This window comes from Acidihalobacter sp. (assembly GCF_037381185.1).
Classification (GTDB): Bacteria; Pseudomonadota; Gammaproteobacteria; order DSM-5130; family Acidihalobacteraceae; genus Acidihalobacter_A.
Window position 1 is genome coordinate 1 of sequence record NZ_JARRQY010000006.1, and the last position, 23,162, is coordinate 23,162.

17 protein-coding genes are annotated in these 23,162 nt (G+C 60.3%); 4 read left to right on the forward strand and 13 right to left on the reverse strand.

The genetic code is table 11. The features are described 5' to 3' along the window. Positions 1-6 precede the first annotated feature (6 nt). The 4 genes from P8014_RS02720 to P8014_RS02735 all read right to left on the reverse strand — a co-directional run bounded on the left by P8014_RS02720 (position 7) and on the right by P8014_RS02735 (position 3,255). Positions 7-510: a type VI secretion system tube protein Hcp gene (locus tag P8014_RS02720; protein ID WP_337815770.1), complete on the reverse strand. Its 504-nt coding sequence runs from the start codon at positions 508-510 to the stop codon at positions 7-9. 94 nt (positions 511-604) lie between these two features. Then, positions 605-2,095, reverse strand: coding sequence for a type VI secretion system contractile sheath large subunit (gene tssC / locus P8014_RS02725; RefSeq protein ID WP_337815771.1), 1,491 nt, complete (start codon positions 2,093-2,095; stop codon positions 605-607). Further along, a complete protein-coding gene (tssB, locus tag P8014_RS02730; RefSeq protein ID WP_337815772.1) occupies positions 2,092-2,598 on the reverse strand; it encodes a type VI secretion system contractile sheath small subunit in 507 nt (168 codons plus the stop codon). Before tssB ends, tssC begins: the two co-directional genes overlap by 4 nt. Before the next feature lie 48 nt (positions 2,599-2,646). Further along, positions 2,647-3,255 (reverse strand): hypothetical protein, encoded by a 609-nt coding sequence (locus P8014_RS02735; RefSeq protein ID WP_337815773.1) that lies wholly within the window; start codon positions 3,253-3,255, stop codon positions 2,647-2,649. A 371-nt stretch (positions 3,256-3,626) separates the two neighbouring features. Here P8014_RS02735 and tssJ point away from each other — a divergent pair, with 371 nt between their 5' ends. The 3 genes from tssJ (at position 3,627) to icmH (ending at position 6,518) form a co-directional block, all read left to right on the forward strand. Continuing rightward, entirely contained in the window at positions 3,627-4,304 is a 678-nt protein-coding gene (tssJ, locus tag P8014_RS02740) for a type VI secretion system lipoprotein TssJ (RefSeq protein ID WP_337815774.1), read from the forward strand. A gap of 109 nt (positions 4,305-4,413) precedes the next feature. Next, positions 4,414-5,757: a type VI secretion system baseplate subunit TssK gene (gene tssK, locus P8014_RS02745; protein ID WP_337815775.1), complete on the forward strand. Its 1,344-nt coding sequence runs from the start codon at positions 4,414-4,416 to the stop codon at positions 5,755-5,757. After that, positions 5,754-6,518: a type IVB secretion system protein IcmH/DotU gene (gene icmH / locus P8014_RS02750; protein ID WP_337815776.1), complete on the forward strand. Its 765-nt coding sequence runs from the start codon at positions 5,754-5,756 to the stop codon at positions 6,516-6,518. Before tssK ends, icmH begins: the two co-directional genes overlap by 4 nt. A gap of 94 nt (positions 6,519-6,612) precedes the next feature. On the opposite strand, the gene P8014_RS02755 is transcribed toward icmH, so the two are convergent. Continuing rightward, on the reverse strand, positions 6,613-8,058 hold the full coding sequence (locus P8014_RS02755) for a PLP-dependent aminotransferase family protein (protein WP_337815777.1): 1,446 nt from the start codon (positions 8,056-8,058) through the stop codon (positions 6,613-6,615). 142 nt (positions 8,059-8,200) lie between these two features. Here P8014_RS02755 and P8014_RS02760 point away from each other — a divergent pair, with 142 nt between their 5' ends. Beyond that, on the forward strand, positions 8,201-9,100 hold the full coding sequence (locus P8014_RS02760; RefSeq protein WP_337815778.1) for a DMT family transporter: 900 nt from the start codon (positions 8,201-8,203) through the stop codon (positions 9,098-9,100). Positions 9,101-9,188: 88 nt separating this feature from the next. Here P8014_RS02760 and P8014_RS02765 read toward each other — a convergent pair whose 3' ends face one another. The 8 genes from P8014_RS02765 to P8014_RS02800 form a co-directional block, all read right to left on the reverse strand. Continuing rightward, the gene (locus P8014_RS02765; RefSeq protein WP_337815779.1) at positions 9,189-10,268 is read right to left on the reverse strand and encodes a DUF1207 domain-containing protein; all 1,080 of its coding nucleotides are present in this window, start codon (positions 10,266-10,268) and stop codon (positions 9,189-9,191) included. A gap of 136 nt (positions 10,269-10,404) precedes the next feature. After that, positions 10,405-13,560, reverse strand: coding sequence for an efflux RND transporter permease subunit (locus tag P8014_RS02770; protein ID WP_337815780.1), 3,156 nt, complete (start codon positions 13,558-13,560; stop codon positions 10,405-10,407). A 3-nt stretch (positions 13,561-13,563) separates the two neighbouring features. Then, positions 13,564-14,697, reverse strand: a complete 1,134-nt coding sequence (locus P8014_RS02775) for an efflux RND transporter periplasmic adaptor subunit (RefSeq protein ID WP_337815781.1) — start codon at positions 14,695-14,697, stop codon at positions 13,564-13,566. An 11-nt stretch (positions 14,698-14,708) separates the two neighbouring features. Then, the gene (locus P8014_RS02780) at positions 14,709-16,253 is read right to left on the reverse strand and encodes an efflux transporter outer membrane subunit (protein WP_337815782.1); all 1,545 of its coding nucleotides are present in this window, start codon (positions 16,251-16,253) and stop codon (positions 14,709-14,711) included. 18 nt (positions 16,254-16,271) lie between these two features. Continuing rightward, entirely contained in the window at positions 16,272-16,907 is a 636-nt protein-coding gene (locus P8014_RS02785) for a CerR family C-terminal domain-containing protein (protein WP_337815783.1), read from the reverse strand. A 296-nt stretch (positions 16,908-17,203) separates the two neighbouring features. Next, a complete protein-coding gene (locus P8014_RS02790) occupies positions 17,204-18,955 on the reverse strand; it encodes an EAL domain-containing protein (protein ID WP_337815784.1) in 1,752 nt (583 codons plus the stop codon). Continuing rightward, positions 18,952-20,151: a response regulator gene (locus P8014_RS02795; RefSeq protein WP_337815785.1), complete on the reverse strand. Its 1,200-nt coding sequence runs from the start codon at positions 20,149-20,151 to the stop codon at positions 18,952-18,954. Before P8014_RS02795 ends, P8014_RS02790 begins: the two co-directional genes overlap by 4 nt. After that, positions 20,148-22,952 carry a PAS domain S-box protein gene (locus P8014_RS02800; RefSeq protein ID WP_337815786.1) on the reverse strand — a complete coding sequence of 935 codons (2,805 nt, stop codon included), beginning with the start codon at positions 22,950-22,952 and terminating at the stop codon, positions 20,148-20,150. Before P8014_RS02800 ends, P8014_RS02795 begins: the two co-directional genes overlap by 4 nt. Between the last annotated feature and the right edge of the window lie 210 nt (positions 22,953-23,162).

Sequence of the window (23,162 nt, forward strand, 5' to 3'; positions counted from 1 at the left end):
AAACGATCAAGCGCTGAAGGTCTTGTCGTTCTTGGTCAGGCTCCAGGCACCTTGCGAGCTTCCGCCCTGGCCGCCGCCGACCTTCTGCTGCGTGTAGCGCCACTGCACCGCGGCGTACTTCAGCGCAAAGGTTTCGGTGGGCAGGCCTTCGTCCCGTACGGAGGGGGCAACGTTGGCGACGATGGCATTCTTGAGCTGGATTTCCAGGTATTTCACGCGCTTGCCGTCTCCGTCGGCACGCATGAAGTCGATCTGCACGTCACCGAAGGTGGTACCCCCGGAACAGGCCTGGAACAGCTGCGGGCTGACCACGTCGATGTCCTTGGTGAACTCCATGTCGCCATGTTCGCAGCGCTCCGCAGTGAAGCCACCGGCGGTGGAGGCCGTTGCCGACTTGGGCTGTGCAATGTTGTGGGCCCAGGAGCTGGCTTCGATCCAGCTGGTGTGGTCCTTGTCGGCGGACTCGCCCTTGATGTCCGGGCCACTGAACTTAATGTAGATATCCTTCATCGTTGCTTCCTTGACGCGAGGGTTGAAAAACTAGGGTTAACGAACTGACGTACCGGTCGAGCGGGTACGTTTTCAAATTGCCTCGGATGAAGGTTTAGCCTTTGGCCGAGGCGGGTAGCTCCGCTACGAGCCGCAGGGATACCGAAAGCTCGTCGAGCTGGTAGTGCGGACGCAGAAAAGCCACCGCGCGGTAAGCACCGGGGCGGCCCGGCACTTCCGACACCTGGATGGACGCTTCACGCAACGGGAACTGGGCCTTGGCCTCCTGAGTGGCGTTGTCGTCCAACAGCACGTACTGGGTGATCCAACGATTGAGGAAGGACTCGACGTTGGATGCGGATGCGAAGCTGCCGATCTTGTCGCGCATCATGGCCTTGAGGTAGTGCGCTACGCGCGAAACGGCGAAGATGTATTGCAGCTGCGCGGAGAGCGACGCATTGGCATTGGCCGCATCGGTGTTGTATTTGCGGGGTTTCTGCGCCGATTGTGCGCCGAAGAACGCCGCATAGTCCGTGTTCTTGCAATGTACCAACGGGATGAATCCGAGGTCGCTGAGTTCCTTTTCGCGGCGGTCGGTGATCGCGACTTCGGTAGGGCACTTGAGCGCGACCTCGCCGTCGTCGGTATGGAACGTGTGCGTCGGCAGGTCCTCGACCAGGCCGCCGCCTTCGACGCCGCGGATTGCCGCACACCAGCCGAAGTCTTCGAAGGCGTGGGTCAGGCGTGCGCCGAAGGCATATGCGGTGTTGCACCAGAGGTATTTCGAGTGGTCGGTGCCGTCGACGTCTTCGACGAAGTTGAAGCCTTCCACGGGGGTGCCGTCTACGGGGTTGTAGGGCAGGCGGCCAAGATAGTGCGGAAGCGTTAGACCGACGTAGCGGCTGTCCTCGGAGTCGCGTAGCGACTTCCATTTGGCGTATTCCACGGTGTCGAACACCTTGGCCAGATCGCGCGGCTTGCCGAGGTCGGCGAAACTCTCCAGACCCATGAGCTCGGGCGAGGCGGCGCTGATGAACGGAGCGTGCGCCGCAGCCGCAACATGCGACATCTGATCGATGAAGTACATGTCTTCGGGCTGGCGTCCGATGTGATAGTCGCCGAGCAGGGCGCCGAAGGGGGCGCCGCCGAAGGTGCCGAACTCCTCTTCGTAGATCTTCTTGAACAGGGAACTCTGATCGAAGTCGAGCGCGGAGCGGAAGTCGCGGTTCAATTCCTTTTGCGAGGCATTGAATACCTTGAGCTTCATCATGGCGCCGGTGGAAGTCTGTTCGCACAGGTAATGCAAGCCTCTCCAACTAGCCTCCAACTGCTGGAACTCGGGCGCGTGCATAACCGCGCTAAGCTGCTCGGAGATCATTCGGTCCAGTTCGGCCACGCGCGAGTCGAGAGTGCGGTTGAGGTTGTCCGACACGACCACGGTGCCGCTCATCACTTCGCGGGCGAGTTCCGAGATGATGTCCTTGGCGCGCTGATGCTCGGCGCTGGATTTCGCGACCCGGCTCTGTTCGACGATCTGATCGAGCAGATCAACGGATTCGGCCGGAGCGTCCTGGCTGGCCTGACTGTTGGCTGCTTCGGTATTCATGCTTGTTCCTCATCCGACTCGGTGCCGATCTGCTTGAGCTGCTCGGTATTGGTGAGCACTTCGCTAAGGATGTCTTCCAGCTTTTCGTTGCCGGCCAGCTTGTTACGCAGGTCGGCCAGCTTGTTGCGCGCATCGAGCAGCTTGCGCAGTGGCTCCACCTGCTGCACGACGGATTCGGGCCGGAAGTCGTCGATGGACTTGAAGTTCAGTTCCACGCCGAACTCACCTTCTCCGCCAATCGTGTTCGGCACGCGATAGGCGGCTCGCGGCGTCATGGCGGCCATGACGTCATCGAAGTTGTCGAGGTCGATGTTGATGAACTTGCGGTCCCGCAAGCGGGGAAGGGGTTGCTCCGGGGCGCCACTGAAGTCACCCAACACGCCTACCACGAAGGGCAGTTCCTTCTGCTCGATCGCATCGCCCTTTTCAACGTCGTAAGTCAGCTGAACACGCGGCGGACGCACTTTCTGCAGGCGTTTTTGGATGCTTTCCTTTTTCGCCATGGGTATATCTCCGAGAAATGATTGGCCTGAGTACCGGGCACCTTGGAACTACTGTCCTCCGCCTGGCAGGGACTGGAACGGGTTGCTGCCGGACGAGGAATTTGTTTGCGCAGACTTGGACGTGTCGGGAATCGGCACGGGGGTGGCGCGCTGCACGGTGCGCCGTTTTTTGCTAGACGAGGGGCGTTTGTACGTGCGCCTGGGTTTTGCTGCGGGCGGAACCAACACGTTCTGACCGAGTGTTTCGCGCATCTTTGCCGCCAGTTTCCTGGCTTCCACGTGTGCGGGCCCGTGCACATTGGTCTCCTCATGGAGATGGCTCAACGCCTCCACCGCGACGCGCAAGCCGGCAACGGTCAGAATGCTTTCGGCGTTCGGGTCGGTGGGATTGCGCTTCAGGACTTCCTGCGCGTCGACGATGGCGCGGCCGTAGTTCTGCTGGTCGAAATTGATCTTGGCCAGCTGATACCAGGGCTGAGCGCGCGTCGGATCCGCGTCGGCCGCTTTGCGGTAGACCGTTTTGGCCCCTTCCACGTCTTCCGCCTTGTACAGCGCATCGGCTTGCTGCATCAGCTGATCGTAGGGACTCGCAGCGGATTTCCCCGATTGCTGCATCGACGCACAGCCGGCCAGAGCCGTAATCATGAACAACAGCAAAAAAGTGATTCCTACACGAGGGTTCACCAGCGAACTCCCTTGTTCTCCGTTGTTTGATCGCCGCTTGAGACGCACGTTGCGCCAGTCCGAGTCCAAGTCCACACAATAAGTAGGCGACAAATTCCACAATAGAAGTATATGATTGTGCCGCCTGATGCAAGTAAAAAATGCTTCAGCACGTGAAGAAGACAGGCACGGACACAAGGTCCCAACGGGTTCAAGGGAGAGGAGTGATGGAGGATCGCGAAGGTACGGGCAAACGGATGGGAACTGGGGCGTGAGGCTTTCCTTCTCTACTGTGTTGATTTGCGAGCTGGCCGTTGTCCGCTCGGCGCAGTCGTTCATTTCCAACTAGGAACGTTATTTGTCCAATGGTCATTTATTCCGGTTATCGCCGTTTCCTAGTCGGTTTCGGCAGCTTGGTTCTGGCGTCGGCCCTGGCCGGATGCGCAAGCAGCGGCGTCACGCCGCAGGCTGCCGATAGCGCGGTGACTCAGGCGGGGGAGGTGAGTTCGACGGTGTCGAAGTCGGTAGGCATCGTGTCTAAAATTCTGCAGGCGGTCGGTCTGGAAAAGAAAAGCGAACCCGCCGGGCAGCAGCTGCAGATGCGGATTTTCACGGCGAGGAACCTGAATGCCGGAAACGGCGACAAGGCGCTCGCGCTGGTGGTCAAGGTCTACTATCTGCGCTCCTTGAGCCGCTTCAATGCGATGTCGTTCGACACTTTCCTGAGCAAGAAGAAAGTCCGCTCCGCGCTCGGAGACGACTTGATCGACAGCCGCGAGATGCTGCTGCTGCCGGATCAACGCTATGTCAGCGTCGAGCATCTGCCTGCGACCGCGCGCTATCTGGGAGTCGTGGCGCTGTTCCGCTCGCCGTCATCCCTGCGTTGGCGCTTTGCCTACGATACGGCCCGCTCGTCGCAGGCGGGCATTACCTTGGGTATGCACGCCTGCGCGATGTCTTCCACCAGCGGTGCGCTGGTGACCGCACTGCCTGACAATGCGGGTTCCCTGGCTTCCGTGCACTGCCCATCGGCGGGCTCGTGATGCAGGGCGACGCCAGCGGATCATTGATAAGGGACGGATTGTGGAGCGGCTGCGGTCGGGATCGGCTGAAGTGCTGCATCAATAATTTTCGAATCGAGTTGAGGTCAGCGTGAGTCAAGCAGCGAAGCTATTCTGGGGTGAAGGCCTGTTCCTGCGCCCGCAGCACTTCCAACGCCAGGATGCGTACCACGAGGCGCGCCTGCATGAAATCAGCCAGGCTCTGCATCCCTATGGCTGGGGCGTACGCCAGGTCCGTTTCGATACTCAGAGTCTCGCAACCGGTGTGCTGCGCCCCTTGCAACTGTCGGTGATTTTCCCTGATGGCGAGCTGTACAACGCACCGGATGGCGATGAGCTGCCCCCGCCGATTTCCCTGGATGCACTTCCGGAAGGCACGCAGGAGGTGACCGTCTATCTGGCGATGCCCTTGCTGAAGGAGTACGGCGGCAACTGTTCCGCCGACACGATCGACGGCGCGGTTCGTTATGTGCAGGACAGCATGCAGACACCGGACGTTTATTCCGATGCGGCCGAAGCGGAGTTGGTCTACCTCAAGAAGGCGGTACGCCTGCTTACGGAGGATCAGCCGCGCGATGCGTTCATCGACGTGCCGCTCGCCCGGTTGCGCCGCAACAGTACGGGGGGGTTCGAGCTGGACATGCGCCATATCCCCCCCGTCGTCAGCTTACGGGCCGCACCCGGCCTGTTCCTGCAGTTGCGTCGTCTGCTCGATGCGCTGGAGGCCAAGGCGCAGGCACTGTATGGATTGCATCGCGAGCCGTCGCAGCACGTGATTGAATTTCGCTCCGGCGACATTGCGTCTTTCTGGTTGCTGCATACGGTGAACAGCGCTTTCGCTTCGTTGGCGCATATCTACCAGAACCCGGGACTGGCACCCGAACGCCTATATCAGGAATTGTTGCGTCTGGCCGGCGCGTTGCTGACCTTTTCGCCTGCATATCAACTGTCCGATCTTCCCGCCTACAACCACGCGGATTCCGGAGCCGGCTTCGACAAACTGTTCGGAATCATTCGGGAATTGGTCGATGTCGTCATCTCGGCGCGCTACTTCGGCATTGCGCTTACGGAGGTGCGGCCGTCGTACCATCTGGGCCATCTCGATTCGCAACGGATCGACGAGAGCGCAACCTTTTATCTTGCGGTCAATGCCGCGATACCGCCCGCGGAACTGGTCAGCGTGGTGCCTGTGCGTTTCAAGGTCGGTGCACCCGACGATGTGGAAAAGGCGGTGTTGTCTGCGCTGGCGGGAGTCAAGCTCAGCCATGCGCCGCAGGTCCCCGCGGCGATCCCGGTTCGACCGGGAAGCACCTATTTTGCGATCGAGGCGCGAGGTCCGCTTTACGAACGCATGCTGAAGTCGCAATCGATCATGATCTACGTGCCTACGGGCATCCCGGAACTCAAGCTTGAACTGATGGCAGTGACCTCATGAATAAAACACCCACTATTACCACTCCGGCAGGGGCGGGCGCGCCTCTGGCCGAAGAAATGCCGCGGACTCTGCTCGACCTGATGTCCGACGGCTTTTACATGCTCCTGCTGATCAAGCGTGGGCAGGTCCCTCAGGAAGCGCAAGCGTTCGCCACTGAAGTACGTAAATTCCTTGCCAATATGGAGCGGGCCGCCAGTCGGCAGGGGATCCCCGCCGAGGATGTGCACGCGGCGAAGTATGCCTACTGTGCACTGGTGGACGAGGTCCTTCTTAGCTCGTCCTGCAGTTTTCGCGAGGAGTGGGCACGTGAGCCGCTGCAGCTGGCTTTGTTCGGTGATCATCTCGCGGGGGAGAATTTTTTCGTGCGTTTGGAGCAGCTACGTGCGCAGGGCGCTGTGCGGCTCCAGTCCCTTGAGGTGTGCTATTTCTGTCTGCTGTTGGGATTCGAAGGCCAGTACCGCCTCGAGGGTACGGAAAAGCTCGGTTACCTTACTGCTCGTCTGGGTGACGAAATCGTTTATCTGAAGGGCAAGCGCAGCGGTTTCGCTCCGCATTGGGAGCCACCGGACAAGGTGGTTCACGCATTGCGCCGGACGGTGCCTTTGTGGGGCGCCGCGGGTGTGCTGGCGGTGGTGGGGCTCTTGAGCTATTCCGCCATGCGCCTGAGTCTGCACGGCGATATCGATCATCGTCTGGCGGCGTATCACGATGTGGTGCAAATGCCGGCGCGTACAGCCAGTCTCGTCATTACATTGCCTTGATCGGGCGGTAGGGCTTTGCGCAGATGACTGTTCGACTTGCCGTATCTACCCGTATCAACCCGTATCAACCCGTATCAACCCGTATCAACCCGTATCAACAAAGCAGGGATGAGTTTTTTTCCGTCTCTGCCAGCCGAGTTGCCAGTTCGCCGAGGCGGCGTAAGGCGGCCTGCAGGCGCGTATCCCATGGTAGGGCGCAGTTCAGGCGGATGTGATGGGGATATTTCCCGCTGGCGGAAAAGATGGCTCCGGGGGCAATGATGATATTTTCCTCCAGAGCCAAGCGGTGCAGGGTTTGGGCATTGACCTGAGGCGGCATCTCCACCCAGAGCACGAAGCCGCCCCGAGGGTGGCTGACGCGGGTGCCGGTGGGGAACAACAGCTCGACTGCGTCGCTGACCCGGGCGACGGCGGCAGCATACTGTCGGCGGACCTGGCGCAGGTAACGGTCGTAGCCACCGCGTTCGAGTAGTTGGGCAATGGCCAATTGGGGCAGGGTGGCACTGGCCAGGTTGAGCAGATATTTGTCGTATTCGACCTTGTCCCGATAGCGACCGGGGACGATCCAACCTAGCCGCATGCCGGGCGACAAGGTCTTGGAAAACGAACTGCAGTAGATCACGCCGCCGCCGATATCCCATGATTTGGCAACGCCGGGGCGGTTCACGCCGAATCCCAGTTCTCCGTAAACGTCATCCTCGATCAGCGGAATGCCGCGTGCACTGAGCAGTTCGACCAAGGCCTGCTTGCGCGTGTCGCTCATGCAGAAACCGAGCGGATTGCTGAAGTTGGAAACCACGACGCAGGCCGCCACGGGCCAGCGCTCGACGGCGAGCTGCAGGGCTTCGAGCGAGATGCCCTCGCTCGGGTGGGTGGGGATCTCGAGAGCCTGCAGGCCGGAGGCCTCGATGACCTGCAGCAGCCCGTAGAAAGCCGGCGATTCAATGGCGACGACGTCACCGGGCTTGCTGACGGCATGCAGTGCGAGCGTGAGCGACTCCTGTGCACCGCTGGTGATGATGATGTCCTCGGGGCCGACGGCGCAACGCAGGTCTGCCATGCGGCGGGCTATCTGTTGACGCAGGGCAGGGTTGCCCGGGGGAAACTCGTAGCGCGAGCCTTCGGCGGCGTGTTTGCGCGCGGCTTCGGCCATCGCCCGGTTCACCGCGGCGGTAGGCAGGAAGGAGACGTCGGGTACGGCGGCGGCGAGCTGTACGTTGCCTGGATCATTGGTCGCGCGGGCGATTTGCAGCACCAGATGTTGGCCGGTTACCGCATGGGGTTCGTCGGGAGGGTGCGAAACCGAGGGTTCGTGCCGGGGTTGCGGGCGCGCGGCGCATACGTAGTAGCCGGAGCGGGGACGGACTTCGAGACGGCCCCGGTCCTCCAGCAGTCGGCAGGCTTCGACAGCGGTGGAGATGCTGACCTGGAACTGCGTGCTCAGGCGGCGTACGCCGGGCAGACGGTCACCGGGGCGATAGCTGCCGTTCTCGATGCGGGTTTCGAGTTCGGCGGCAACGGTTTCATAGAGATGGGGCATGGGATCCGTACTGTGCTGGATTGCTGTGCAATACAGTAGCAGAGCAAATTATTCTGTGCCGTATTAATCTCAAAAAACTGGATCTGTAATGAAAATTGGCCGGCGGTTATGGTGAACCTTCATCATTTGGAAGGATGCCGTTATGTCGCGGGATAACGAAAAGTCCGGTCTGGCGTGGGCTTTGCTCGGGGTGGCCTCGTTCAGTCTGACGTTCCCCGCGCTTAGATTTGCCTTGCAGGGGCTTCCGCCGACCTTCGTGGGCACCGGCAGGGCTGTGGTCGCGGCGCTGTGTGCCTCCGTGCTGCTGCTAGCTACTCGCCAGCGGCTGCCGCAACGGCGCCATTGGCCGGCTCTGGCGCGGGTGGCAATAGGCGTGGTGGCGGGGTTCTCCTGGCTCAGCGCGGAGGCGCTGGTACATCTATCGGCGGTACAGGCGGGTGTGATGGCGGCCCTGTTGCCCCTGGTCACGGCGGCTGCCGGCGCATGGCGCGCAGGTGAGCGTCCACCTCGCGCATTCTGGATTGCGGCAGTGCTGGGCAGTCTTGGCGTGATTGCCTATGCGGCGGGGCGTGGCGGAACGCTGCTCGGCACCGGAGACTGGACGTTGCTGGCGGCGGTGTTCTTCGCCGCATTCGGCTACGCCGAGGGTGGCCGTCTGGCGCGGGAGCTGGGCGGTTGGCAGGTGATCTCCTGGGCCCTGGTGTTCGCCGCTCCGTTGCTGCTGATTCCGGCGGTACTCAACTGGCCGCGGCATGCGGCGCCGTGGTCGGCCTGGACGGGCTTTTTGTATCTTGCGCTGGTAAGTCAGTGGTTGGGATTCTTCGCTTGGTATCGCGGCATGGCTCTGGCGGGAGTGGCGCGGACTTCGCAGGTGCAGCTGCTGCAGGTGTTCTTCACGCTGATGGCGGCATGGGCGCTGCTGGGTGAGCCGGTCGCCTGGAGTACTTGGCTGTTTGCGCTGTGGGTGGTTGCGGCGGTGGCAGTGGGTCGCAGCGTCGCCGGCCGGCGCGCCCCTGCAGGCGAGCCTCGCAGCGGAGCATGATTTTTTGTCGCGTTCCCTTTTCATCGTCTTCGGGCAGACACGGCAACGAGGCGTGCCCATGGGTTTTTGAGCAAGCACGAACCGACACTCAGAAGCCCAGATATGCCCCTATGCCGACATACCCTGCGGTGAACTTGTAGAACTGTCCATGAGGCATGCGGCCGCTGTACGCCTCAAGCATGACGCTCAGCGTGCGGTGCGCGGGATTGAAGCCGGCGTACTGCAATCCTAGCTTGAGGCTGGCGTCGGGATTCCAATCGGTTTCGGCCCAGCTTTTGATGTCCAGACCGGCGATTACCTTGGCAAACCCCCATAGAATACGCTGTCCACGAAATTCGATACCGCCCTGGAGCTGCACCGGCTTCAGGTCGCTGGGAGTCGGCCACAGCAGGTAGGCTCCGCCGCCGTACGCGCGCCAGGGTCCCCATTCATGCGACCACAGGGCGCTCAGGGCTTCGTAACTCAGTGCATAGTCGGTCGGACGGTATTGCGCGAAGAACCGAGGCCCGAGATGAGAACTCTGATGGTAGAACGACACCCGCATTGAATTGGAACCGTGGCGCCACGTTACCGGTATGCCGACTGTGAAATCGGTGTTGAGAAGCTGCGGCGAGGCCTCGTCGAGGTTGAACTGCGAAAATGCACCGGCTGCGAAATCCACCTGAAGCTGACCCCCGGCGGGTCCCTGCGCCCACCGATACAGGCCCAGGGTTCCACCGTAGCCGACGGCGCCCAGGTGATACGTTCCATACGGAGTCCAGTACACGCGATAGCTGGTGAAAAATCGCGGTTCTTTGGGGTCGGCGATGAGCGGGCGGAACAGATCGCCGCGGGGGAAGAAGGACCCGCCGGCTAGATGCAGCCAAGGCAGGTCGATGGAGCCCGTTCCTGCAACCTCGGGGCCCTTCAATACCTGTACGGCCTGTACGCCGGGCACCGACTCGAGCGTCTTCTGGACTTTCGCAACGGGGTCCTTCGAGCCTGGCGGCGGCGTCACTTGCAGGGTCCCGCCGCGAATGCCGATCCGATAGCTGCCGGGCTGCCAGTGCAGAATCTGCTGCAGCAAGGCGTCGGCATAGCCTTCAGCGTAGGTCGTACCCGTAGCCGCAGCGGCACCGCTACCACTCAGTAGCACACAGAACAGCAGGGCACGCCAAGTCAACCTCATTGGAAGCACTCCATAATTTATTGCGATCGCTCCGACCGCGTGTGTCGAAACAGCCGCGTATTACGCATCCAGTCCGTGCGGAACGAGATCGGCCGGGATTTCCCGGCCGATCGTTGTTGCCGCGAGGGCGTTTGCCTCAGTTCTCGCCTTCCTCTTCCGCGGTGAGGCGGTCTAGGTCACGCTGCTGGGCATCTTCGTTCGCCTTGATCTTGGCGTGATCCTTGGACAGGTATAGGTACATCAACGGCACGATGTACAGGCTGAACAGGGAGCCGATGCCAAGGCCGGTGGCGATGACGATACCGAGCTGGTTGCGCGGCGGCGCGCCGGAACCGGTGGCGATGATCAGCGGGATCACGCCGAGCGCCATCGACAGCGTGGTCATAAGGATGGGCCGAAGACGGATGCTGGCGGCTCTCTCCACGGCTTCGCGCAGGCCGATGCCTTCACTTTCCTGCAGGTCGTTGGCGAACTGCACCACGAGAATGCCCTGTTTGGTGATCAGGCCGATCAGGGTGATCAGGGCGATCTGGGTGTAGATGTTCAGGCTGGCGAAGCCGAGCGTCATGAATAGCAGCGCACCGGCAGCTGACATGGGCACGGCGAACATGACGATGAGGGCGTCGCGGAAGCTATTGAACTGCGCCGAGAGCAGCAGGTAGATCAGGATCAGTGCGAGTACCACGGAGACCATGAACGTGTTGCCTTGTTCGATGAACTGCCGCGAGGCGCCGGCGTAGTTGATTGCCGAGGTCGGCGAGATCTCATGCGTGGTTTGCTTCAGGAGGTTGAGTGCTTCGCCATCCGAAACGCCCGGAAAAGGCACGCCCTGGATGCTGACGCTGTTCAGCCGGTTGAACTGCGGCAGGCTCTCGGGAATGACCTTGGTCTTGAAGCTGACCAGCGTAGATAGCGGTACCAGCGCGCCGTTGGCCGCCCGGACGTGGATCTGCTCCAGCGACTTGGTGGTGTCGCGGAAGTTCATCGGCGCTTCTGGAATGACCTGATAGGCGTAGCCGTCCATGATGAAGCGGTTGACATAGCCTCCGGCCAGCATGGGCTGCAGGCTGTTGGCGATCTCGCTCATGCTGATGCCCAGGTTGGCGGCCATCTTGCGGTTGACCACCAATTCGTGTTGCGGCTGGTCGACCTTGAGGTCCTTCTGTAGAAACAGGAACTTGCCGCTTTGTCGAGCCTTGGCAAGTACCTGATTCGCGATGTGGTCGAGATCCTTGTAGGACGAGGATGAGGTGATCACGAAGTCGATCGGGAACAAGCCGGCCGAGCCCGGCAACGGCGGCGGGGTGAACGCGGCACCCTTGAGCCCGGCAATGCCGCCGAGCGCATGCTGCACCTCCGGCTTGAGGTCGGTGGCGGTCTTGGTGCGTTCACTGAACGGCTTGAGCTGCATGCCGGTGATCAGGGCGTTGTTGCCGGCCCCGGTGGGGCTGAAGCCGGTGACCATGAAGGTGCGTTGCTTCTCGGGGAACTTGTCCATCGCCTTCAGCACCTGGGATCCGTATGTTTCCAGGTAGCCGGGTGCGGCATTGGGTTGGGCGGTGCCGATGGTGAAGATGATGCCGCTGTTCTGCGGTGGCGATAGTTCGTGACGTACGCCGGTAAACATGAAATAGAGCGCGATGAACGTCGCGATGATGAACAGCAGGCCGACGCTGGGGAACTCAAGAAAACTGTGCAGCGAGCGGTCGAACCAGTGGTTGAGCTTGTCGAAGGCGGCGTTCAGCGCGTGGTTCAGACCGTGCTCCGGCGTTCTGCGCAGAATCGCGCCGCTCAGCACCGGCGACAGCGTGAGCGCGATGATCATGGAGAGGACCACGGCGAACACAATGGTGAAGGCGAACTCTGTGAACAGAATGCCGCTAAGGCCGCCGGAGAAAGCCACCGGCAGGTACACGGCGATCAGCGTGGTGGACATGACGATGATCGGCAGGCTGAGTTCGCGGGCCGACAGAACCGCGGCCTGGAAACCCGATCGGCCTTCCTCGATATGTCGGTGAACGTTCTCCACCATGACAATGGCGTCGTCGACCACTAGGCCTATGGCTAGTACAAAAGCAAGCAATGTCAAAAGGTTATAGGAATAACCAGACAAATACATGAAGAATCCTGCGCCTGCCAGAGACAGAGGAATGGCGAGCGTAGGTACCAGTAGGGCGCGGACCGAACCGAGGAACAGGAAGATGACGAACACCACCACGGCAAGGGTGATGCCGATGGTGATCGCGACTTCCTCGATGGAGCTGTGGATGAAATCAGCCGCGTTGTAGGGCAGGCCGACCTTGAGCCCCGGGGGCAGGCGGTTCTTCAGGCCCTCGAGTTTGTGGCTCACGCCCAGGGCGACGTCCAGCGCGTTGGCAGACGGCGTGGTGTTCACGGCGATCGCCACAGCCGGCTTGCCGTTGTAGTAGAACTGGGAAGTGTAGCTTTGTGCGCCGAGCTGGACGCGGGCGACATCCTTGAGATAGATCGGTGTGCCTTTGACGGTTTTGACCACCAGATCGTCGAACTGCTTGGCGGCCGTGAGGCCGAGGTTGCTGGTCAGCGGTACGGTGATCAGGTTGCCTTCGGTCTTGCCGGTAGCGGCAATGACGTTTTGTGAGGCTAGAGCGTTCTCGACATCGCCCGGTGTGACGTTGTGCGCAGTCATCTGTACCGGATTAAGCCATACGCGCACGGCCTGATTGTTGCCGTTGCCGCCGGAGGCTCCTGGGGGGAGGATCTGCGCCTGCGAGACGCCGGATACGGTCTGCAGCAGCGGCTGCGCGATGCGCGCTACGTAGTCGACGATCTGCGATGTGTTCATCGTTGAATCGGGACTGTAGAAGGCGATGTACATCAGCGCCGTCGAACTGCCGGAGGAGGAGTTGACCGTAGGTGGGAAGCTGTTCTTGGGCAGCTGCGACTCGACCTGCTTGATCTTGGTCAGCGTGTTGGTCAGGGCACTGTCAGGGCTCGTGTTCAGCCGCATATTCAGCGTGATGGTCGAGGAACCCTGGCTGCTGCTGGAGGTCATGTAGTCCAGATCCGGCACGCTGCCCAGCACGCGGCTAAGCGGCTGGGTGATGTAGCTCTGTACGGTCTCCGGGCTGGCTCCGGGGTAGGAGGTCGTGACCGTCAGCACGGTCGTGGTGAGTTTCGGGTACTCGCGCACGGTGAGCTTGCTCAGACCGAACGCCCCGAGCACAGCGATCACGGTGGCGAGCGTGACGGCGAGCACGGGACGCCGGATGAACAGGTCGGTCCAGCGCGCGTTGTGGAGGTGCCGTGACATGGTTCAGTTCCTTGAGGCTGCGGTGTCGGGGGAGCTGATGCCTTTGGGGGCGGGGCTGATATTGACCCGTGCGCCGGGATACAGATTGACCTGGCCGGCGATGACCACTTTTTCGCCTGGTTTCACGCCACGGGTGATGGCGATCATGCCGTTACGGGCGATTCCGGTCTGCACGATGCGCTGTTCGGCGACCGGGCCCTTGCCCTTGTCCTCGATCACGTAAATGTATTCGCCGTAGGTGTTGTAGGTGATGGCGGTTGCCGGTACGGCGACGACGTTGGTGTTGGCGGCGAGACGGATGGTGGCCTGGCCGAACATGCCGGGGCGCAGCTCGTTCTTGGCGTTCTTCACCTCGGCCTGTACGGCGATGGTACGGGTGCTGCCGTCAATGGCCGAGCCGAACGCGGTGATGCGGCCATCGAAGTGTTTTCCGGTCAGACCGTCGACGCTCAGTTTGACTGCGTCACCGATGGCCAGCTTGGACAGGTCGCGCTGGGGCAGGTTGAAGGTTACGCGTAGCGGATTCCACTGTTGAATGTCGACGATGCCGGTGCCGGGGGTGATGTACTGCCCGAGGCTGACGTCGCGCAGGCCAAGGTGACCGCTGAACGGGGCGCGCACCTGCAGGTTGGCCAGCGTTGCGTGATCGGCCTGGACTGCAGCTTGCGCTTCGCGGTAGGCGGCTTCGGCCGACTGTAGCGAGGCCTGGCTGGTCGCTTGGCGGGCGAACAACTTGCGCTGACGGTCAATCTCCTGTTTGGCGTTGATCAGTTTGGCCTGATCGGCGGCGAGTTGGGCACGGGCGACATTGTCGTTGATCTGCACCAGCAACTGGCCCTTCTTCACCGTGGTGCCGGACTTGAAATGCAGGCCGGTGATGGCGCCGGAGGACTCGGAAGTCAGTGTGGTGCCCTGTTTCGCCTTCAGAGTCGCTATGGCTTGGAGCTGGTTCTCCCAGGTTTGCTGCTTGGCCTTGCTTACCGACACAGTGATGGCCGGCGGTGGGGCGGATGCCATCGCTGCCAGGAACTTAGCTCCCATGAATCGGTTGAGGCCGATCACACCACCGTAGATCACGGCGATGAATACAAGCATGAAAATGATGCGGAACGCGAGGCGCGTTTTGCGGGAAGCCATGAGTGAGCTCCTCAGGAGTGCGTGGTGGGAGAGGTGGATGAATTATCCTCGGCAGGCCAGGCCTGACCGCCCAGGGCAACGTAGAGTGCAGCAGTGTCCAGGTAGCGCTGCTGCAGCGCCTGAAGGTAGCTGATATGGGTCTGGCTGGCGTTGATCTGTGCCGTCAGCAGACTCTGGTAGTCAGCACTGCCAAGGCGGTACTGGTCATGAATGATCGTGAGCGCGCCTTGTGCGGAGTCCAGAGCATCCTTGCGGGCTTTCAGGATTTCGGCATCGGCATTCAATGCGCGTAGTCCGTCGGCGACTTGCTTGAAGGCGTCCAATACGGTGGAGCGATAGCTTGCCGTGCTGGCCTCGAAAGCTGCCTTGGCCGCTTGCGACTTGTCTTTGAGGGCGCCGGCATCAAACAGTGTAGCGCTTGCACTCAAAGCGATGTTCCACAGATTGTAGGCGGATTCGCCGAGGTCGCTGAGCTTGGGAGCGCCTTGCCCGAAAGCGCCGGTGATCGCGAAACTGGGGAAACGCTGAGCGTAGGCGAGGCCGTATTGCGCATAAGTGGCGCGCAGGCCCGCTTCGGCGGCGCGGATGTCGGGACGTTCCTGGGTCAGTTTGCTTGGGAGCCCGACGGGTATGTCCGCCGGCAGGGTCAGCCGGTCGAGTTGAGGCAGTTGCACCATATCGTCGGACGGATAGCGGCCGGTCAGAGTCGCTAGCTGATTGCGGGTCTGATCGAAGGCCTGACGCAGCGATGACAGGCTCGCCCGGGCGTTGGCGACTTCGCTGCGCTGGGTGAGCACGTCGCTGTAGGATGCGGAACCGAGCCGGTATTGCTCCTCGACGAGTTTAAGCATTCGTTGGCGGTCACGCAGGATGTGTCTGGTGGCGTCAATCTGAGCCTGGTAACCCGCCGCCTGTATGGTGGTGGAGGCGATGTTGCCGGCCAGCGTCTGGTAGGCCGCTTGCAGTTCGAAGCGGCGCTGTTGTGCCTGTGCGGCCGCGCTTTGCTTGGCGTAGCCGGTGCGGCCGAACACATCGGGGTTGTAGCTGACAGTGAGATTGCCGGCGAAGGTGTTGTATATCAGCGGAGGTGTTGCCCCCTGCTTGGGTGAGCGTTGGCGAGTGGCCGAGCCATTGATGCCGATGCTCGGATAGTAGGCGGCGCCTGCTGCACTGGCTAGATAGACGTACTGGCGCAGTGTGGCTCGCGAGGCAGCCAGCGTTGGGCTGTGCTCAAAGCCGTCGCGGATCAGGGTGTCTAGTTGGGGCGATTTGAACTGTCGCCACCACCGGGCCGGAGTCTTGCCGGAACGCAGCCGTTGCGAGTTGTTGCCCGTGGCACTTCCTGCCTGGGCCGTTTGTTTGGCCAACTTGGTGCCCGTGTAGTGCGCCGGCGCGTCGGATGCCGGCGGCTGGTACGCGGGAACAACGGCACATGCGCTGAGGCTCAGACCAAGCAGAGCGGCCGCCAGTGGCGAGGCTGCCACGGGCAGAGCACGGCTTCGCGGAAGCTTGTTCTCCGGCAGCGACGGGGCGATATGAGGGGGCGTGTGGGGCATGCGGGGGTCTCGCTGGGGTCAGGCGTTGTTGTTGTGACGGCGGGCTGCTTCGGCCTGGACGAGTGTCATGGCTTGGTCCGTCAGACGTTGCAATGTCGCTTCTACGGCGGCTTCGTTGTCGAGCAATGACGGAGCGTAGGCTTCCACGATGTCTCGCTTCATGAACAGCATCATCGCCATACCGGACAGGCTCAAGGTCAGGTGATTGATGTTGTCGTCCGGCTCATCGGTGCCGCAGTGCCGGCACAGGAATTCCTGCATCTTCTCGTAGCGGGGGCGGAAGCCGTTGTTGCACTCCTCACCGAGCAGTCCGCTGGGCTGGATTTGTTCGCGCACGAACAACATGTGGAGGTGCGGCGTGATCGACCAGTCGGACAACGTGCGGACGAAAGGTCGGAAAAACGAGATGAGTCCTTCGCGCAGGCCGGTTTTGGGATCTGTCAATTCTTCGGGGACCTCGGTGAGATAAGCCGGAGGTCGGGTGACTTCCCGGTAGAGGGAAATCTTGTCGCCGAAGTAATAGTTGATTGCGGCGCCGTTGACGCCTGCGTTTTGGCATATTTCGCGCGTGGATGCGCGGTTGAAGCCTTTTTGGGCAAAGACCTCAATGGCCGCCTTGCAGAGGCGATCCCGGGCGCTGTCTTGGTGATGCATACGTGGTTGCTCGGTGGGACTTTTGACCAGTGAGGTGAAGCCTAGTCGATTGAAGCGAACGTTTCAAGCAATTGTTTGAAACGTTCGCTTCAACTTGTATCCCACCGCCTTGCAGGGGATGGTTTGGGTATGGATGTATTTGTTTGAGAAGTCTTCTGTCTATTACGGGAATGGCTTGAATCGGCGCCGAACGAATGGCCGCATCGCGAGGTGCTCGCCCAGTCACAGGCGTCTACAGAGGGGAGAGGGCTTGCGTCAGCGGCGTGGTTTGAATCCGACGTTCGGTGCGCAGCCGCTCATCTATTCGACATGTCCTGCTCCGCTGGGACGTCGGCGAGCTGGTCGAGTGGTTGCGGCCGTGAGAGGTAGTAGCCCTGAACATAATCTATGCCAATGTCGCGCAGAATTTTCAGTGTCTCCTCGTTGTCGACGAATTCGGCCACGGTTTTTTTGTGCATGACCCGGGCTACTTCGCTGATGGCGCGCACCATGGCCTGGTCGATAGGGTCCTGGGCGATGTTCTTGACGAACACACCGTCGATCTTGAGATAGTCGACAGGCAGGTTGCGTAGATAGGCGAAAGAGGACAAGCCGCTACCGAAATCGTCCAGCGCGAACAGGAAGCCTTCCTGTTTCAGTTCCTTGATGAATTGTGTGGCGTTGTTGAGGTTGGCGATGGCGGCCGTTTCGGTGATTTCGAAACAGATCTTGTGCGCCGGCAGGTGGTTATTGGGAAAAATTTCGCGTATGGCGGTAAGTACTTCCGCGTTGCCCAGAGAGTGGCCTGATAAATTGATGGAGCAGATCGACAGTCTCTGCAGTGCTTGCGGATTGTCCGTTAGCCATCGGACCAGTGTGCGGACCACCCAGCGGTCAATCAATGGCGAGAGATGATAGTGCTCGGCTGCAGGTAGGAAGCTATTGGGTTGGATGATCGTGCCATCCGCTTCTTCCAGACGCAGGAGCAACTCGTAGTGTTCTCCCTCGTCATTGGTCTGCAGTGGTGAGATGGTCTGGTAATAGAGCCGAAAACGGTCCGACTGGAGGGCGTGCTCGATGCGTCCTACCCATTGCATCTCATTGAAATGTCGAGTGAGTTCTGGGTCACTGGGGCTGCTTACATGCAACTGGCCGCGGCCGTTGTCTTTTGCCACGTTGCACGCCGTTTCGGCAGTGCCGAGCACTGCGGAGGCTTTGCGCCGTTCATCCTGCGTGATGGGTACGATGCCCATGCAGGCGGAGATGTCGTAGTCCTTCCCATCCCACTGAAAACCGATCCCATGCAGGCGGATGTTGATGTCTTCGCCGAGACGTTGCGCCTCGGCGATCGATCTGTTCATCAGCAGCAGGCTGAATTCGTCGCTGGAGGTGCGGGCGAGTACGTCCTGACTACCGCAGGCGTCGGCGAGTATCTGCGCGGTTTGGCGCAGGAGTGCATCGCCGGCGGACGGGCCGGCGCTTGTGTTGATGACGCGAAACAGATCGAGGTCGAGGTAGATGAGGGCGTGATCTGTGGCGGAGGGCGGGGCTTCGAGCAACTGTTCCAGGGTTTCTTCGAAGGCGGGGCGATTGTGAAGGCCGGTCAGGACGTCGTGGCGCGCCTGATGCAAAAGGCGCTTGGATAGTTCCTCGACGGCCTGAGCATTCTGCGAGTTGCGCTCGCGTTCCGATGAGGTTTGATCATAGAGAGTCAACGCGTCCTGCAGCGCCTCGGCCATTTTTTCAATGCTGCAGGGTTTATTCAGGAAGCGGTATACCTCACCGCTATTGACCGCTTCGACGGCGGTTTTCTGATCCGCATTGCCGGTCAGCATGATGCGTACGGTGTGCGGCGTGAGCATACGCAGCTCTTGCAGCAGCTCTATGCCGTTCATGCCGGGCATACGCATGTCGGAAACCACAACCGCATAAGGGCCATCGGTGGCGATCATGTGCAGGGCTTCCTGCCCGCTGCACGCGGTATCGAGATTGAAGCGCTTGTGGAAGGCGCGGCTATAGGCCTGACGCACGTTGATTTCGTCATCCACCAGCAGGATTTTTTGATTCATGATAACGCGCCTGTTTCGCGTGCTTGGCAATCGGCGATTTCCCGCCAGGCGTGCAGTCGGTCGCCAAGTCCCAGCGATTCGAGGTAGGGCGAATCTAGGTGGTCGCCGTCGGTTTTGTAGAGTGCCTTGGCGACGTGTACCGCAGTCAACGCACAAAAGGAGCCGTGAGACGACTGTGCCGGACGGTCCTGGTAGGCGACGGCTTCGACGATGTCTACCGGCAGGGCCCAGAGGCACAGCAGGTATGCACCGAGGATACTGTGGTCGGTGTGGATGACGGAATTTTCAGCCTCTTTGAAACTCATGTGCCGTGATTGAGCAAGCTGTTCGATTTGACGCCACTGGTCGGGCAGGTTGAACGTGAGAATGAGCTGTCCGATGCCGTGCAGCAAGCCGCCGGTGAAACAGCTGTCGAGTTCCTGACCGGTGAGTCCTTCGGCAGCACCGATCTGGCGAGCGAGGGTACCGATGCCGACGCTGCGCTGCCACAGCGCATCGAGCAGTTCCAGCTCGGTTTGAGGAAGATCGGCGATGAATTGTGAATAGATTCCCGCGTTCAGGACCAGGCTCTGAAGAGTGTCTATTCCTATCATCGCGAGGGCTTCGCGCGGGCTGGCTATGCGGCGCCCGGGGCCGAAGAATGCCGAGTTGACCAATTGCAGCAGTTTCGCCGTCATCGGCGGGTCTTCGGCGATCAGATCAGCTATTTGGGGAAGCGTCGTGTCCTCGTTGCGCAGCATCGTGCGTAGCTCTTGGTAAATATGCGGCAGGCTTGGCAGGCACTGCGTCGTGGACACCAGTGCGCGCAGGTTTTCGTCGCTCAGCATGTCGCGCAAGGCAAGCGCGTTTTGCAGAGCGTCGACAAGCGTTGCGGTGTCGCAGGGTTTGTTTATCTGCTGGTGGACGATACCGACCGCGCGCGCGGCGAGTTCCCGGTCTGCATGCCCCGTCAGAATCATGCGGATGGCTGTCGGATGCTGTTGCCCGATGCGTGATAGCAGTTCGATGCCGTTGATATGCGGCATGCGCATATCGGCGACAACGGCGTCCGGTGCGATGCGTGCGGTGAGCGCAAGCGCTTCTTGGGGCGACTGCACGAACGATATATCCCAGTACTTGCGCTGCTTGCGTAGCGCACGGCGAAGACCGTTGAGCAAGTCCGCGTCATCGTCCACGAATAGGATGCGTTTGTTCATGTTGGCTCCTGTTCGACAGCCGGGATTGTCAGCGGAAGCCGTATGACGAATGTCGTTCCGAGACCTTCTTCGCTGCTCACGTCGATAGTACCTCCATGTTTGTCGACGACGGCGGAATAGGCTATGGCCAGCCCCTGGCCTGTGCCCTTGCCGACTTCCTTGGTGGTGAAAAAGGGTTCGAAGATTCGTCTGCGTACTGTTTCCGGCATGCCGCATCCGTCGTCGGTCACGCGGATTTCGACATGATGCTCGGTTTCTCGCGTCGAAATATGGATCAGCCCTTTTTGACCGCTATCGCCGACCCGTTCGGCGACGGCGTGCGCTGCGTTGACGACGATATTCAGGAGCATCTGATTGATTTCGACAGGCAGGCTCGGTACGGGCGGGAGATCCGGGGCAGGATCGAACTCCATGTCGGCGTAGTATTTCCACTCGTTGCGGGAAACTTCGACAGTCGTCTCGATCGCTTTGTTGATGTCGGTCGGAATCTTGGTTTCAGTGCCCGGATGTGAAAACTCCTTCATAGCGCGGACGATGTGAGCGATGCGCTCAAGTCCCTGCAGGGACTGTGCGATGGCCTTGGGAATTTCGTCTTCCAGGTACTCCAGGTCTACGTCCTGGGAGAGTCTGCGCAATTCTTCGATAAGCGATTCCGGTGGTTCGCATGCGGTCAGGCGGTGGTCGATCTGCAGTAGTTTCTCGAGGTCTTTGAACGCGTCATCGAGAAAGCGCGTATTGTCACTGACGAATTGGATCGGCGTGTTGATTTCATGTGCGATCCCGGCAGCGAGCTGGCCCACGGCTTCGAGTTTCTGCGCATGCCGTAGTTGGATTTCAAGCTTCTGTCGCCGTTGCTCCTCGCGCTTGCGATCGGTGATGTCCGAGATGATTCCGAGTACGCCGGTGGGTGTTCCCACTGCGTCTTGCAGAACCGTGACGGTGGTGTGGAGAAAGCGCTCATCGTCTCCATGTCGATACTGAAACTCGTTCTCCTGAATGCTGCCGGACTGCAGCGCCTGGCGGTCATTGGCGCGGTAGATCTGTGCCAGTTCCGCGGGGAAAAGATCGAGATCGGATTTGCCGGGGAGTTCGGCCGCGCTGATGTCGAGATCTTCCACGAAGCGCCGATTGGCAGATAGATATGTTCCCTTCGTATCCTTGTAGAAAATGCGCAACGGTAGGTTGTCGACCAGCGTTTGGTAGAGGGCGCGTTCGGCGGCGAGGGCTTGCTCGGAACGTCTGCGTTCGCTGATGTCGCGCGCGACCAGGATGAAATGCCCGCGTGCGTTGAGCGTGATCAAGCCGATGGACAGCTCGATAGGGATTCGTTCGCCGGACTTGCGGATCGCCTGAATTTCGATGATTTTGCCGGTTTTTTTGCCGCGCGAACGTTTAGCTAGGGCGCTGAATGCGCGCGTATAGTTCGCGCGCAGCTCTGGCGGCGCCAAAAGGTCATAGACCGAATGCCCGATCGTTTCCCGGGCGGTGTACTGAAATATGCTTGTGGCGGCTTGATTCCAGAACACGACCTCGTGTCGGTCGTCGAGCATGGCAATCGCATCTTGGGCCGAATTGGCGATGGCTGAAAAGCGGCGTTCGCTGTCCTGCAACGCAACTTCGGCACGCTTGCGTTCGGTGGTGTCGACAAAGGTGATGACGGCGCCGATGGCGTGCTGCATATCCAGGACCGGCGTGCTGTAGTAGTCGACCGGAAATAGTGTCCCGTTGTTTTTCATGAAGCTTTGCTTGTCTTCCCGATGACGAAGGCCTTCGCGCAAGGTTTTTTCGATCAACAGCGCTCCTCCGTGTTGCTGTCCGCCGAATAGCACGTCGATATAGGAACAGCCGAGCAGTGCATGTACATCTCGCCCCAGCATGTGTGCCCCGGGCGGGTTGATGAATGTGATTTTGCCTTGTTCGTCGATGCCGAGGATGCCCTCGCCGGCGGCGTCGAGGATCGATTGATTGCGTTTGTTGGCCAGTTTCAGCGCATTCGCGGCGCGAAGACTGCGTCCGGTTTCGGCATTGAGTGCTACAGTGCGTTCCGCGACGCGTTGCTCCAGTGTTTCGTTCAGGGTTTTCAGCTCTTTCCTGACCTGTTCGTGGGCATGGGCTTCATCCTTGAGGCGTTTGATGTGGTGCCTGAGTTCGTCGGTCAGATCCCTGTTTTTCAAGGTGGTGTAGATGTTTTCCACCAAATTGGCATGTTGGTTTCTGGCCAGGAAAGAAAGTCCGCCCAGGTACAGAACGATAACGCTGCTAAGCCCGAGAAAGGCATCGTGGTTGGCTTTCTGAAGTATCAGTACGCCGATCATGGGGAGTAGAGAAGGCACAACGAACGCCAGATAGGTGAGCAAGCGCGAGGCGTGCGCCGTCGCGGACCCCGAGGCCATGCCGGCCAGGGACAGGATCAAAATCGTCTGCTCCGCAACGGCCCAGTCAGGTGCCCAGATCAGAGCCAGTGTTCCCCAGATCAATCCCGCCAAAAAGGTGCTGAAAGCGTACAGGCGTGCCCAGATTTCGGTAGCGGCGTCACCTGGCGCCTTTCTTATGAAAGCAAACACCAACAGCATGCGCAGCCCATAGATCGCGATCACGCTACCCAGCCACAGCAGCAATATGCGTTCCAAGTTCAAGTGCCACAGCAGGGCGCAAAGAATCAGCGCGAGCACAATCGCCGTAAGACATGACAGCGGTGCCTGCTTGTAGAGGATGCGGGTCAGTTCGGCGCGGATCTTGAGACTCTCCGGCAGGTGTTCTGAGTCTGCGCGGGTTTCTCCGATTCTCAGCCCTGTCGTCATCTGTCGAGTTCCGTGCGCTGTGTGTTTGTTCTGTGGCGCCACCCCGAAGAGGATGGCACTTGGCCGGATGCTCTGTGCGGCGCGTATGGCCGCTAACTCCGATTAAACACCATTTCCGTTACCGTTACCCTAGATTTGTTAGGGGCTAATGTGCAAGCGAGCGGGCAGGAAGGGTGGAGTCGGTGCTGCGAGTATTGAGAGTGCTTGCAA